This window comes from Paenibacillus sp. 01T424, from assembly GCF_056398745.1.
Genome location: NZ_JBFTPZ010000004.1, coordinates 185842 through 199086 on the forward strand (window position 1 = coordinate 185842; position 13245 = coordinate 199086).

Annotated in this window: 12 protein-coding genes; 5 read left to right on the forward strand and 7 right to left on the reverse strand. The window is 43.4% G+C overall.

Translation table 11 applies throughout. From position 1 onward, the window contains the following. Positions 1-89: 89 nt before the first annotated feature. The 3 genes from AC1DPK_RS05370 to AC1DPK_RS05380 are packed head-to-tail and all read right to left on the reverse strand — an operon-like array spanning position 90 to position 2954. The gene (locus AC1DPK_RS05370) at positions 90-857 is read right to left on the reverse strand and encodes a hypothetical protein (protein WP_477509569.1); all 768 of its coding nucleotides are present in this window, start codon (positions 855-857) and stop codon (positions 90-92) included. Further along, a complete protein-coding gene (locus AC1DPK_RS05375; protein ID WP_477509570.1) occupies positions 854-2293 on the reverse strand; it encodes a sensor histidine kinase in 1440 nt (479 codons plus the stop codon). The genes AC1DPK_RS05370 and AC1DPK_RS05375 overlap by 4 nt, the downstream gene beginning before the upstream one ends. A gap of 4 nt (positions 2294-2297) precedes the next feature. After that, positions 2298-2954: a response regulator transcription factor gene (locus tag AC1DPK_RS05380; protein ID WP_477509571.1), complete on the reverse strand. Its 657-nt coding sequence runs from the start codon at positions 2952-2954 to the stop codon at positions 2298-2300. Positions 2955-3119: 165 nt separating this feature from the next. Here AC1DPK_RS05380 and AC1DPK_RS05385 point away from each other — a divergent pair, with 165 nt between their 5' ends. The 3 genes from AC1DPK_RS05385 to AC1DPK_RS05395 are packed head-to-tail and all read left to right on the forward strand — an operon-like array spanning position 3120 to position 4628. Further along, positions 3120-3827, forward strand: a complete 708-nt coding sequence (locus AC1DPK_RS05385; RefSeq protein WP_441878261.1) for a hypothetical protein — start codon at positions 3120-3122, stop codon at positions 3825-3827. 10 nt (positions 3828-3837) lie between these two features. Next, positions 3838-4389 carry an RNA polymerase sigma factor gene (locus AC1DPK_RS05390; protein WP_477509572.1) on the forward strand — a complete coding sequence of 184 codons (552 nt, stop codon included), beginning with the start codon at positions 3838-3840 and terminating at the stop codon, positions 4387-4389. Continuing rightward, the gene (locus AC1DPK_RS05395) at positions 4386-4628 is read left to right on the forward strand and encodes a hypothetical protein (protein ID WP_441878257.1); all 243 of its coding nucleotides are present in this window, start codon (positions 4386-4388) and stop codon (positions 4626-4628) included. Before AC1DPK_RS05390 ends, AC1DPK_RS05395 begins: the two co-directional genes overlap by 4 nt. A gap of 68 nt (positions 4629-4696) precedes the next feature. On the opposite strand, the gene AC1DPK_RS05400 is transcribed toward AC1DPK_RS05395, so the two are convergent. Beyond that, entirely contained in the window at positions 4697-5230 is a 534-nt protein-coding gene (locus AC1DPK_RS05400; RefSeq protein WP_477509573.1) for an isochorismatase family protein, read from the reverse strand. A gap of 150 nt (positions 5231-5380) precedes the next feature. On the opposite strand from AC1DPK_RS05400, the gene AC1DPK_RS05405 reads away from it, so the two are divergent. Beyond that, the gene (locus tag AC1DPK_RS05405; protein WP_477509574.1) at positions 5381-6442 is read left to right on the forward strand and encodes a phosphatidylglycerol lysyltransferase domain-containing protein; all 1062 of its coding nucleotides are present in this window, start codon (positions 5381-5383) and stop codon (positions 6440-6442) included. A 117-nt stretch (positions 6443-6559) separates the two neighbouring features. Here AC1DPK_RS05405 and AC1DPK_RS05410 read toward each other — a convergent pair whose 3' ends face one another. Then, a complete protein-coding gene (locus AC1DPK_RS05410; RefSeq protein ID WP_477509575.1) occupies positions 6560-9346 on the reverse strand; it encodes a glycoside hydrolase family 3 C-terminal domain-containing protein in 2787 nt (928 codons plus the stop codon). Positions 9347-9811: 465 nt separating this feature from the next. Here AC1DPK_RS05410 and AC1DPK_RS05415 point away from each other — a divergent pair, with 465 nt between their 5' ends. Beyond that, positions 9812-10213 carry a RidA family protein gene (locus AC1DPK_RS05415; RefSeq protein WP_441878249.1) on the forward strand — a complete coding sequence of 134 codons (402 nt, stop codon included), beginning with the start codon at positions 9812-9814 and terminating at the stop codon, positions 10211-10213. A 316-nt stretch (positions 10214-10529) separates the two neighbouring features. On the opposite strand, the gene AC1DPK_RS05420 is transcribed toward AC1DPK_RS05415, so the two are convergent. Together AC1DPK_RS05420 and AC1DPK_RS05425 are read right to left on the reverse strand one after the other, a co-directional pair. Continuing rightward, positions 10530-11474: a hypothetical protein gene (locus tag AC1DPK_RS05420; RefSeq protein ID WP_477509576.1), complete on the reverse strand. Its 945-nt coding sequence runs from the start codon at positions 11472-11474 to the stop codon at positions 10530-10532. Positions 11475-11519: 45 nt separating this feature from the next. Beyond that, the gene (locus AC1DPK_RS05425) at positions 11520-13094 is read right to left on the reverse strand and encodes a sigma-70 family RNA polymerase sigma factor (protein WP_441878243.1); all 1575 of its coding nucleotides are present in this window, start codon (positions 13092-13094) and stop codon (positions 11520-11522) included. Positions 13095-13245 lie beyond the last annotated feature (151 nt).

The following is a 13245-nucleotide window of genomic DNA, read 5'->3' on the forward strand; positions in this document are numbered from 1 at the left end:
AAGCCCTTTATAAGCTAACAAACTTATAAATTCTTATATTTCAAAAAAGCCAATTGCACATGCAATTGGCTCTCTTCGTCTCATTCTATTTACAGTCTGGAATAGTAGCTTAACAATGCCATAACGTCCTTGCTAAACCCGACAACCTTATTTTGCCTCACATTCACCGTGACACAATATTTCAACTTCTTATCATCCTTGCTCGTATAATACAATTCCACAACGCTGTCCCAGCGGGTAATGTCCTCATTCAGCGACAATTCAGATAAGGGGTAGCTTCCTTTTTTATCGATAAACGCATTTGCGAGAGCAATGATTTTCTCTTGTTCACTTTGACTGCTGGAGGAAGGGGCCCGCACGACGCCTACCTCGGAAAGTTTAATCACATCACCGTCTTTGGCGTTCAGCACGATGTCATACACTTCATTAGGATCAGACAATCTAGTGAGCGTTATATAATACAAGCCGCCAGAAATGTCATCCAGTTCGGTTTGATAATCCAGCTTGTCCTCAGCGCCCTGTTCAATTACCTGCGCCCTTTCCGGTCTGGGGTCAACTCCATACTCCGCTTCATTTAGCAGCTCTCTAAATTTATGCTGGTCAATAGCCATCAGCTCGAATTGCAGCTCATCGATCGATAGACTCTTTTCCAAATACTTGTTGACTGCATTCAAACTAAGCGTCTTCACCGCCTCTTGGGACAGAACACCCTCGTATTCCACATCGTTGCTGCCCGTTTCTTTCGTTATTTTTTTAACCATTACCGTGTTTTTGGGGGTCCTATCCAATACGTTGCCACACCCCGTCGAAATGATTGCAAGCGCTGCGAGCACCATAACCAGAATGAGCTTGTTCATTCCTTAATCCCGCCTTTCGGATGACCCGGAGTGAACACAACTTCTACGGTTGTGCCCTGGTTTTCATTGCTTGCAATATGGATTGCAGCATGATGTACGCCTGCAATACTTTGACATATCGCAAGCCCTAGACCTGCTCCGTTGCTGCTTCTTGTTCTAGACTTGTCCGCCATATAAAAAGGTTCAAATATTTTATCCTGATGTTCTTTGGCAATCCCAATGCCCTCGTCCTGTACCTGCAAAATATATTGATCTCCGCGCCACAGAGCGCGCAGGATGATGGTTTGCTGCGGAGCTGAAGCTTTCAGCGCATTATCTACAAGATTGAAGATCAACACCTTTATCAAATCCTTCTCCACCAGCAGCTCGCACGGTTCGCATTCCACGATCATTCCCACATGCTTCTCGCTCGCCATCACACGAAGCGTCGGCTTTATTTCAGCAAAAATCGCCCCTAAATCGTGCAGCTCCATCTGGAAATCGTCCTCCTGCAGCAAAATCAGGTTCATGAGCTTCAATGACAACGACTCTAGACGCTTTCCTTCCGAATAAATGACATTCAAACTATCCATGAACATTTCCTCGTTATATTTGGTTGTCCTCATAAAATTGGCGTAGGCAATAATGGAAGTCAAAGGCGTCTTCAATTCATGTGTAAAATTGTTAATGAACCGCTGTTTCTCTTCATTATTTCGTTCGAGAATCGTAATTTTATCCTCAACAACAGCAGCCATTTCGTTAAAATTTTGAGCCAGCATGCCGATTTCATCCTTTGATTTTATCCGGACGCGCTCCGAGAAATCGCCTTGTGAAATAACCTGCGCGGTCTGGCTAAGGCGATCAATTGACCTCGTCAGCCCTCGGCTTACAAAAAACATAATCAGCATATAGAGGATGCAGGCTGCCACATCTACTTTTGCAAAAAACTGATATTGATCTACGCGGTCCTGGTACACAGAAGTAACATCGATCATATAGGTGAACACATAGCTCTTATGGTTTATATTCGCAATATTTGATGTGAACAGTATCGTTCGCTGATCGATATCCCGCAAAATATAACTAATTTTGTCTACGGCCAGCTTGTCCAGTTCCTCACGCTGCTTTGGGATTTGGAAATCGGTATTGTTAAAGACTGACCGATTTTGCTCGTCCCTAATCTCCAAATAAACGAGCTGCTCATTATTTTTACCAACAAATTCATTAGCAATTCTCGTTAATACCGTTTTTTCGTAATCAATGGAGTCATAGATTCGAAGGATGGGTACAATCGCATCGACGCTGGAATGAATGCTCATGTTCTGGCTTAAAGCGTTGTTGATTTCCTGCTTAAGCATTCGATTATGGCTCCGCTCGATCACCATAATAGAGGCAGCGTTAAAAATAATAATGAAGACCAGAATAGAGAAGACATAAATTTTTTGCCAAAATTTCATTCTCTTAATCCTCCAGCCGATAACCGAGTTTATAAATCGTCTTGATGTGATCCTGCAGCTCTAGCTTCTTGCGCAGTGATTTAATATGCATATCGACCGTTCTCGTCTCGCCATAATAGTCGCCGCCCCATACCTTACTAATAAACTGCTCTCTCGAGAGGGCAATGTTCTTATTTTTCAGCAAAACAACAAGCAGTTCATATTCCTTCGGCGTCAGCTCGACAACTTCCCCTTGACTGGTTACCTCTCGTTTATCCATATTGACTGCAATAGATTGAAATTGTAATACACTTTCTTCTTTGCCGTATCTTCGCAATACCGTCTCTATGCGGGCAAGCAGCTCGATGGCCTCAAAAGGCTTAACCATGTAATCATCGGCTCCCAGTTTTAATCCATCCACTTTATCGTAGACAGAGTTTTTGGCCGTCAAAAAAATAACCGGTATCTGATACGGCTTAATTCGTTCCATCAGCGCAAATCCATCCAAATGCGGGATCATCACATCCAGCAATATAAGATCAACCTTTTCCCGCTGAAGCAGCTCCAGCGCCGCCAAGCCGTCATAAACCTCCGCCGTATCGTAGTTCACAAGGTTGAGATTCATTTTAATAATTTTGGATATATGAATATCATCTTCAACAATCAAGATCTTTTTTTTCATTTCCCGAATCTCCTAACACGTATCATTAATGTACCGCTCTTAATGCTACGATAACGAAGCAACGTTAAAGATGCAATGAATTAACTTATTTTGTTTTCTCCCAACACTTTTAAATGTCATACGTTATATTTAGTGTAATTAGAAAATGATGGGAGCGTGAAGCGTATGGAAAACGTACAGCAAGCTAATGTTCAAGAAAGAGCTTTGGAGAATATGGGTCTTCTCGATTTGACTGGAGTGAAAGCTGAGGATCTAGCTAATGTAACCTCCATTAGCAACATTGGTATTATAATTGCCCCAGAATCGCTATCTAGTGCTTTGAATCGCATACCCCAGCAAAATATTGGCTGCGTTTGTTTAGTCCCTTCTACGGCAGGCAAAGTGAAAATCTTGTCCGGGCAAGTTTCATTGGGAGGCGAGTTTTTTGCCAACAGCAATGGCGCTCCCGAGGATATCGTCGTCATTGCGGGGCAAGCGGTCATCACTTCGCCGGTGGAGAAGATCGGGTTTCAAGATGTCATTTTAGCTGGACAGCTGATCCTGCCTAAGGGGAGCGAAGTCGTATTAGGAAGCTCCATATCGCGCATGCTCGGTCAAATCATTTATTATTCCAATACATCCTCCAATGTGCGGTTATTTCTAGGAGATGACACGTTCTCCAACAGCTTCTTTGAATTTGTCGAGGAAAAAATGTGTATGGTGCTGATTGGAAATTTCGAAATGGATGATGATGTGCAACTTGAATTAATTAAAAGTAAAGTTTCCGAGATTGTAGTCATTGGCGATATAACAGCTTCGAAGGCTATTGTGCCTCTACTCCAGTACCTTGCCATTTCAAAAACAGGAACGATCAAAACAAGAGATGATGAATGAGAAACAAGCTATGCCGATAAACGCAGAGGCTTTGTTTCAGCAATTGTATCGTACACATTCAAGGCAAATCTATTCTTATCTGCTCGGACGAACAGAAAGTAAAGAAACGGCCTCCGACCTGCTGCAGGACGTATTCATGAAAATCTGGAACCGCAAAGATGTCGTCGAAAGTATACCCGAGGATCAGCATTTGTATTGGATATTTTCGATTGCTGCCAATCGGGTAAAGGATTATTATCGGAAATCGCAGAGCTATAAACAAGCTGTATCCAAAATCCAGCTGTATAGCTTTCCAAGTCCGAATGGTGACCTATCACAATTGTTGGCTGGCCGTGAGCAGTTTCACGAGCTTGAGTCAGCCATCCGAGAATTGCCCGAGGAGCTTCGTTCTATACTGCTCATGAAGGCTGTTGGCGGCATGAAAAGCGGTGAAATTGGCGCAGCGCTTGGGCTGCCTTCAGGCACCGTTCGCTATAAAATACTGCTGGCACGCCGTCAGCTTGCCGAAGCGCTTGGTATGCTGCCCAAAGAAAAGGCTGTAGGAAGGAAGGGAAATGGATGAGCGATTACGAGTCAGATTTGAAGCTGCCTTCGGATGTCGAGCTAATGCTGGATGAATTGCTGGATACCTGGGCTCATCATGTCCAGCTTTCTTCACAGCAAACAGATGAAATCAACACACAACTATTTACGGTTTCGAACGATCTAGGCTGCGAATGGTGGCATTCATTATTTAATCAATTTCCATTTCATAATAAATCATTTATCGTTTCACCCTATTTATATAAACGCTCTGGATAATCGTCTTAACAAATGGAAAGGGACCGCCTTGAGCGGTCCCTTTCTTGCTGTCCTGCAAGCCTAAACTCCTAAAATGTCACTTCATTCACATCAAGAATAGTAACAAATCTTCTATTCCAAACCTTCTCATGATGTTCGATGATTTTTGGTGCAGTCAGGACGGTGTTATCTAATGTACTATGGCTGTTTTTTGCTAAAATATTGTTCTTGTAACCACGGCTGTACGCTGCCCGAATGGTGGTGTCCAAACAAAACTCCGTTTGTGCTCCAGCAAAAATAAGCTGCTCTATCGACATTTCCTCCAACGTAGATGCCAGTTCGGTATCATAGAACGAATCCCAGCTTGTTTTGCGAATCACTGTGTCTTCAGCCCTTATGTCGAGTCCATGATGCAGCTTCCAATCCGATGAATCTACATAAAATTCATCATCTGCGTTGTCATAATCCGTATGCTGGATAAAAACGATTGGGACCTTACCCTCCCGCGCGGCCGTAATCCACTCATTGATCCGCGCTACCAACTCTTCTTTTTTGTGAAGATAATTTTCCGGCAACGAAAAAAAGGCTTCCTGTACATCGATTACGACCAATGCTTTTTTCATGAAAACTTCCTCCACATTCGTTATATTCGCAAGAAAAAAACCTAAAACATAGGTATTACTGGTATAATTTTTAACTATAATCTCTGTTTAATAGGAAGACAAATATTATTTCAGCTGGCTCCCAGAGACTGCTTACTTGGAGGCTTCACCATGATTGATATCCATTCTGAAGAACGTCTGACAAAACTGCTTGAAAGATACGGCAATAACTCACACACGCATTTATACTACCTTGGTGATAAAGAATGGTTCTGGGATTCCGATTACGAGGCTTTGATCGTGTACCGCACAGCCTTAAATAGAAGAATTGTACTTGGCGACCCTGTTGGAAACCCCCGGTTTACTAGGCGCGTTATTGAGCAGTTTGTAGCAGACTGCAATGAGAATAAGCAAATACCCGTGTTCTATCAAGCAAAATCCTCATTTCTATCGCTGTATGAGAAGCTTGGGCTGCGCTGCTCCAAAATCGGAGAAGAAGCTCAGGTCGACTTATCTACCTTTCAACTGAATGGTAAGCAATGGCTTAAGCTGCGAAATCGCATGAGTAAATTTGGACGTTCCGGGTTTACCTTCGAGGTTCTGCACCCGCCATATTCCGACTCCTTCCTCCATCGTCTTCAAGACATTTCAGATGAATGGCTGGGTAATCGGAAAGAAAAAAGCTTTTCTGTAGGCTCTTTCGCAAAGGAGTATGTCATGCGTTTTCCAGTCGCGGTGCTCGTTGGGCCTGATGGAAATTACGAAGCGTTTGTCTCCATTGCAGGGGATCATCAGCCATTTATTAAAACAATGGAAGAAGAATCTGTTTGTCGGCGATTAACGGTTGATCTCATGCGTTATACAAAAGCATGCCCGCATGGCACAATGGATGTTCTATTTGTTTCCCTATTCCTTTGGGCCAAAGAACAAGCCTACGGCGTTTGCAGCTTAGGCATGGCTCCGCTTGCTAACGTTACTGATTCGCACATCATCAAGCTTCTCTATAAGTATGGGAACAAGCTGTATAACTTTAAGGGGCTTTATGAATATAAAAATAAATTTGCTCCGAACTGGGAAAATGTCTACCTCGTTTCGCAGGCTGCAGCTACTTCCATAAACGTTGCACTACTGGCATTAATCATTCATTCTAACGATTCCAATAAACAATCACCCGGCCAAATTCCGCCTAAGCATTTCATACATAAAGTGCTGTCTTCAAAGAAAAGGGCTTAGCAGTAGAGCAATGAAGTCACAGCATTACTATACCGAATTCATAAGCATTCAAAAATAAAGGCACCCTTGCGGGTGCCCTCGTTCTTTCTGGTAAGTATGACACACAGCTATTCTGCATTACACTTTTTTAAATTCGATCCATTCAATTTGCAAGCCTGGTTTGATGAATTCTAGCTTCAGTTCATAAAAACCTGCTTCCAGCTCGACTTTCACAAGCTTCTGCTTGATCCATTTGCCTTCCGTCCCATTCGTCTGAATAGTCGTCATCAATTGATCGTTCAGCGTCACGTTGCAAGCACTTTGAGCCAGTTCAGGCTCAGGAGACATAATGCTGACAATAATCCGGTATTGGCCAGCTTGATCCACTTTCATAAAGCTTGATCCTGCTGCTGCCGGTTTAACTTGTGYATTTTCGGAAAGTGCTTGTGCTTGCTCCGAAGATAGAGATGCATTCGCTTTGAATGTATCGACCTTCTCTTCAATGACTTGTTTTCTCGAGAATACAGGAGCATGCATAATGAACTCACATATGTTCATCGCAGAGCGTTGAAGCTCGCCCCTTGTTAACGTTCCATTCTCCAGCGATTCAATCGTATTGTCATCCCACCCATTGATTTCCGCGCCATAGTTAGGAACAACCATATACAGATCATTTTGTGCACGAACCATCCAGTTCGTATATTTACGATCCGCTGCTCCTCCATTGACGACATCGTTCATGATGGCCCACCAGTCAGTCATGACAATACCTTTAAAGCCCCATTCGCCGCGAAGCACGGTAGTGTTCATATCATAATTAGAAGCCGCCCAATGTCCGTTAATTGGATTATAGGAGGTCATAATTGAATTCGCGCCGCCCTCTTTTACCGCAATTTCAAAGCCTTTCAAATAAATTTCACGAAGAGCTCGCTCTGATACGATAGCGTCTACTTTACTGCGATGCTTTTCTTGGTTGTTGCAGGCAAAATGCTTTAGCGTAGCATTAGAGCCGCCTTTCATAATTCCTCGAGTACATGCTGCTGCAAATACGCCGGAAATGAGCGGATCTTCTGAGAAATATTCAAAGTTGCGGCCATTCAGCGGGCTGCGGCGAATATTGAGGCCAGGCCCAAGCAGAGCATCCACGTTGTTGCTTAACAATTCTTGCCCTTCCATAACGTAGAGCTCTTCGACCAGCTCAGCATTCCAAGTTGCCGCAAGTAAAGTGCCAATAGCAACCTGGGTCGCTTTCTGGCCACTATCCATGCGAATACCTGACGGGCCATCTGCTGTACAAGCAACCGGAATTCCGTAATTAAATAAGCTGTCGCTTACTCCGCCAAAAGCCGAAGCTGTACCCGGCGTAACAAGCGGGCTGCTCATGCCCTCTCCTCTGACAATGGCAGCCAAATCTTGATCGCTAAGCTGAGCGATAAAGGCTTCCATGCCAACCTTCTGCTCATAAACATCTCTTAATTTAAATCCTTTGTTTCCAGTTTGCTTAAGTGTTGCAGGAAGATTCTTCTCAATTCGTTCTGCTAAGGAAACGCTGCGAGTGGGTACTTCTTCCGTAATCAGCTCATATGAACCGTCTTCCTTCCGAGCGCCCGGCTTCATTCTGCTAAAGCCCTCTATTGGTGCAAGCGCCTCTTGCAGCTGCTCTACGACCTCAAGAGCTTCCACAACGTAACCGTCTTTACCTTGTACGCTTATTGCAATAAGGTTTTTAACGCTTGTTCCTACATAAAAGCGATACGTTCCCGCTTCTAGAACATAAGCGGAAGCATGCCCTGTCACACCAGCGTCATCATAAGATGCCATTGTATCTACAGGAAAACTCACTGTAAGGCGCTCTGATTCACCTGCTTGAAGCACTTTGGTTTTGCCGAATGCAGCCAAAGTTTTAGCCGGTTGTCCCAATTTCCCTTGCGGTGCTTCATAATAAACCTGCACGACCTCTTTACCCGCGTAGTCAGCTCCTGAATTGGCAACCGTTACGTCAATTTCAACGTATTTTTTCCCATCTTTAGTGGTCAATATTGCTTGCTCAGCATCGACTTTAAATGAGGTATACGAAATCCCGTATCCAAATTCATATTGAACCTTCTCTGGGCAAAATGTTTCAAAATAACGATAGCCTACATAGATATCTTCTTGATAAAAGTTTTTAAATTCATTGCCGTAGTTTCGAGTGGATGGATAATCATCGATGGAATAAGCAATGGTATCCGTCAATTTACCGCTCGGAGTCACTTCTCCGGCCAGAACATCGGCAATGGCGTTGCCGCCTTCCATGCCGCCCTGCCAAGAGTAGATCGCACTTGAAATGGGGTGGACATAACTTTCATCGTTCATCCAGCTCATATCAATAATGTTCGATACATTCAGCACTACAATGGTTTGCTCGAAGTAGGCGGTTACCTGCTTCAGCATCGCTTTTTCGTCCGAGGTCAGCTGATAGCTTCCCGGTGCATCGGCATTATCCTGATCTTCTCCCGCTGTACGTCCGATCACAATGATCGCCTTGCTCGATTTAGCTCTTGCGCTCGACACTAGTTCATCAGTTAACGGCATTTCCTTCTGGTGCCACGGCTCAGCAGCCCAGCCGCCGCCGCCATTATCGAATGGATTTTGCTCAATCCACATTTCGTAGACAGCCGCAAGCTCTTCATTGACTGTCAGGTTCTTTTTACCGCGAAGACCATCTAATAAATTCGTTGTATAAGAAACATGGACGCTCCCGCCTGATCCTGTACCGCTGCGGTAGTAATTCACTTGGGTTCTGCCAAAAACAGCAACGTTTTCGCCATCTCGAAGCGGAAGCACCTGTCCTTCATTTTTTAACAGTACCGCGCCTTCTGCAGCTACGGTTCGACTAAATTCAGCAAAACCTTCTAATGGAACTCCCAGACTCTGTGTACTCATTTTGTTTCCTCCCGGTTGTCTATTCCACACATATGGCTGGTTCGATAGAAAAGTATTTATTCTCTTTCTACATTTCTAGTTTTCACGAACCCATGCATGTTCCCTATAAAATCCTTTAAAAAATAAAAGATATACTAACAATATACAAGCACAGCTTCTAAAAAAGCAAAGTCAACAGTTTTTACCTCATTGGTGATCATGCAACAACCTTGCTATTCTTTTCACTTCAACAATGTTATTATTCTACAGTAAGTTATTTTACTTATAAATGAAGGAGGGATACTTGATGAAGAAGAGATCGATTAAATCATTATCTGTTGGAATCGGGTATTCTACTGCTGTTTTTTTCTAAAATTGATCAAGACGGGATAGCTCTGTCTACAATCATAAAAAGTTAAAATACAGTGAAATAGATAACCTATTCATAGTTATTTATTTTCCATTTATAAGGAGACGTTACAAACGATGAATTTAAATAATCATGTTGTTCATAGATATAATCCGGAAAATATAGCGAAGCCGGTTGGCAGCTATAGTCATGTAACGAAAATAAGCAGAAATGCGGAGATGTACGTGTTTTCCGGCCAAATTGGCATTGATCAGAACAACAATATTCCTACCGATTTTAATCAACAAGTAACCAATACAATGAGTAATATTGTTGATATCCTCTCTTCCCAACAATTAACTCCTGATCATGTCATTAAAATCAACATTTGGGCTACGGAAGAAATAGATTGGGATCATTTCTATTCCATTTGGGATAAAGTGTTTGGCCAAACGCCTCCCTCCATGACGGTTGCTTATATTAAAGGATTAGGTTTGCCCGAATTAAAAATTGAATTAGACGTTTGGGCAGCGGGCTAGAGCCAGACTCTTTGCACATAAATCAAGCTAAAAGAGGCTCCGCAGATGACATGATCATCTCGCGGAGCCATTTTTTTTTACACTCTAACCCTTAATAACATAGAGTTTCTCTTCTATTATTCATACTGCATCGTGACGACGCCGGCAAATTGGGACACGTTTTCCTTTGTAACTTCTAATGTATTCACTTCTGTCGTTCGCTGTCCTACAGCCTTAATGAACATATCCGCCTTGGCGAAAACAGATCTYCCTAAAATCCCTAACGCCTTCGTACTGTAATGCATCGGAATCGCAACGGTCGCTAATGCGCTCGTGATTACCCGATAATGTATCGGAAGTTTTCCACTGCTTGAAGGTTAGGTGTGTCGAGCCGGTTAATATGATTATAAAAGCTGTACGGGAATTTAAATGTGTGACCAAAATCCCAATCCGTATGTTGAAAGCCTTGCAGCCAATATTCATCTTCAATAGGCAGCCACTCTGATCGACATGCCAGTGTAAGAGGCCAACGGTCTACTGAAGAGAACAATTTTGGCGGCTGCTCCGGATTTATGTGATGACTGGTACGAAGAACTTTAACCAGCTTTTGAAGAGAGGAAATGCCTTTCAGAAAATATTCGACATGACCAAGCTCATGCAAAATTGTTAATGCTTGCGAAAAAGTTAGCATATGTCCAATTAGATCATGGTGAGCCTCTGATCTGTAAATGGTTTGAAAAGACGAAAGTTCATTTATGATAAATTCGGATAGCTGCTCTGCATTTTGAATAGCAGGAAACCGATCGCTCTCTGCTACTTCAAGCCGCTTCACGTCCGATGCCGAATACCCTAGCCATGACCTTCCGGGAATGGTTTTATTAAAAGATGCAATCAAGCTCGTAATGCCTTCAATATCATCCGCATGCCCCCAACCGTCAAGTTCTCTGATCGCCATCAAACTGATAGCTGCATAGATAACATTGTGTCCGACCCAGTGGAGCCCATCCATTGTAGGCAGTAGAGCTGCTAGAATTTGTTTTTCGGCTATTTCGGCATCCAGCTCTCCTCTGCTGCGAGCGATATGCTCGTATGCTCGACTGCGAAGCATCACGCCTGATTCTGCTGCAATTCGAGCTGACGTCTCGGCTGGCATCAGGTTTTCTTTTACGAAAAAATAGCTTGCGATTGCTGCCGCCCCAAAATGCGCCTCCCATATATCACCCGTTCGACCCTTGCACTGCGATATGATCGATAGGCCTCTTTCTAAGATGCGATTGTCCATCTCCCCACCCCACCTTTAAGCATAAACTTTATCTTTTAAATAAGGTCACGTTTCTGCGCCTATCTCAATGATCTTTTGTTCGATTGTATTCCAGCGCCACCGCGGAAAATATCCCTGCAAATGCACTCCGCCATACCACTCATCTATTCCTTTATTCGCAATCCAGTCCTCTTTTCCATCCAACACCTTTTTTCCGAATTCGGTTAACGTAACGATACAATCGCGGAATGATATCGATGAATCGAGATAAGAAGGGATCGTCTGTAATCCGCCGATTTGTATTAATGGATACGGATCTCGAGACATTTCCTTTAAAATATGCCAGTATTGCAGATCACCCATACCCAAGGCGTTGAGTTTGTTTCCAACATGCTGAAATAATTCATACGGACTGTTTATTCCCCCCTGGATCATCGCAAGCGTTATCTGCTCTACGATACCAAGCCCATTGTGGGTAGACGGGAACCGTGATAAATGAAATTGGAAGGCATCATGCGCAAATGGCAGCACGGACGTATCTTGACTTAACAATTGCTGCAACTGTTGTGGATTCTGTGACGTATAGGCTTGCCAAAACGCTCTGCCTAAGTCCAGCTCCTCTGCCCCAATCAATTTCCAAGTTCCCGATAACGTCTCCATTTGCTCCCGAGAAAGCTGTCCCAACCCGCGAAACAGTTCAATTCCTGGATATTCCCCGATGCACAATAAGCTCAGCTTTGTTTTCAGCAAAGGCTGCCCTGAGAACGAATGGAGCAAATAGCACAGCATCGTCTGATCGAACAAATCATGCTCAAACCAAAGCACAATCTCCTCATATTTATGAAAATCAGCCAACACTTTCTCCTGCGCTTCACTACCCTGAACAAACTCAGAGCGAGGGATTCCCATTGTTTGTTCCAAATATTGTGATCGTCTAGAACGATGGTCTACTGCAGCAGAATCTAAAAATACAGGACCATGAGGGTACACTTCCCGCCATACTAAAATCTCACCCTGCACGATGCCTTGCCGCAGCTTCTCTGCTACTGAATCTCCGTTTACAATATGAAGCACACCTTTTCCTCCTACATACAAATGATTATATACGGAGATCAAATCGGCTACTGGCAGAGCACCCTTCAATTTACGACGAGCATCAAAGAGCCGTTTCTTTAATATCGGAACCGAAGTGCCCACAAAGCTCGAAATTTCTTGAAGAGAATACCCTTGAATATAAAACAATTGAACCGCAATTCTCATTTTCGGTGTTAATAAAGCTATAGAATCATGAACGGACTGCTGCAGCTCTCTTTTCTCAATAATATCAGAGACACTAATTTGAGCCTCTGCCGATTGCGCTACTTCCTCGTAAGGCACGATGGGATGATGCTTTCTACGCGTCATACGATAACATTGCCGTATCACAATAGCTTTGAACCATCCCGGAAATGCTTCTCCTACTCGCAGTTTATTTAAATGCAGAAAGGCTTCAGTGAATGCTTCTTGCACTGCATCTTCCGCTAGTTGAAAATCGTGCAGCTTCTCGTACGCAACCGCGTTTGCCATTGCTGTATAGTGCCGGACAATAGATTCAAAAGCTTGCCGATCCCCTTGTTTTGCGTCTTCAATATACTGAAGCATGCTCCCGCTCCTTTCTTCCGTATGATATAGAAGTGCCTACTATCTATGGAAAGGTTACAGGTAAAGGTCAAAACAATAAAATACATATGACATTATGAGAAGGAGAGAAAAAGGCCTTCCTTTGCAGGACGGCCCTCTCTTTGTAAACATG

Coding starts and splice junctions, on each gene's coding strand:
- AC1DPK_RS05390 (WP_477509572.1), top strand. CDS start 3,838: ATGCCGATAAACGCAGAGGCTTTGTTTCAGCAATTGTATCGTACACAT.
- AC1DPK_RS05415 (WP_441878249.1), top strand. CDS start 9,812: ATGAATTTAAATAATCATGTTGTTCATAGATATAATCCGGAAAATATA.
- AC1DPK_RS05380 (WP_477509571.1), bottom strand. CDS start 2,954: ATGAAAAAAAAGATCTTGATTGTTGAAGATGATATTCATATATCCAAA.
- AC1DPK_RS05370 (WP_477509569.1), bottom strand. CDS start 857: ATGAACAAGCTCATTCTGGTTATGGTGCTCGCAGCGCTTGCAATCATT.
- AC1DPK_RS05395 (WP_441878257.1), top strand. CDS start 4,386: ATGAGCGATTACGAGTCAGATTTGAAGCTGCCTTCGGATGTCGAGCTA.
- AC1DPK_RS05420 (WP_477509576.1), bottom strand. CDS start 11,474: ATGGACAATCGCATCTTAGAAAGAGGCCTATCGATCATATCGCAGTGC.
- AC1DPK_RS05425 (WP_441878243.1), bottom strand. CDS start 13,094: ATGCTTCAGTATATTGAAGACGCAAAACAAGGGGATCGGCAAGCTTTT.
- AC1DPK_RS05375 (WP_477509570.1), bottom strand. CDS start 2,293: ATGAAATTTTGGCAAAAAATTTATGTCTTCTCTATTCTGGTCTTCATT.
- AC1DPK_RS05405 (WP_477509574.1), top strand. CDS start 5,381: ATGATTGATATCCATTCTGAAGAACGTCTGACAAAACTGCTTGAAAGA.
- AC1DPK_RS05385 (WP_441878261.1), top strand. CDS start 3,120: ATGGAAAACGTACAGCAAGCTAATGTTCAAGAAAGAGCTTTGGAGAAT.
- AC1DPK_RS05400 (WP_477509573.1), bottom strand. CDS start 5,230: ATGAAAAAAGCATTGGTCGTAATCGATGTACAGGAAGCCTTTTTTTCG.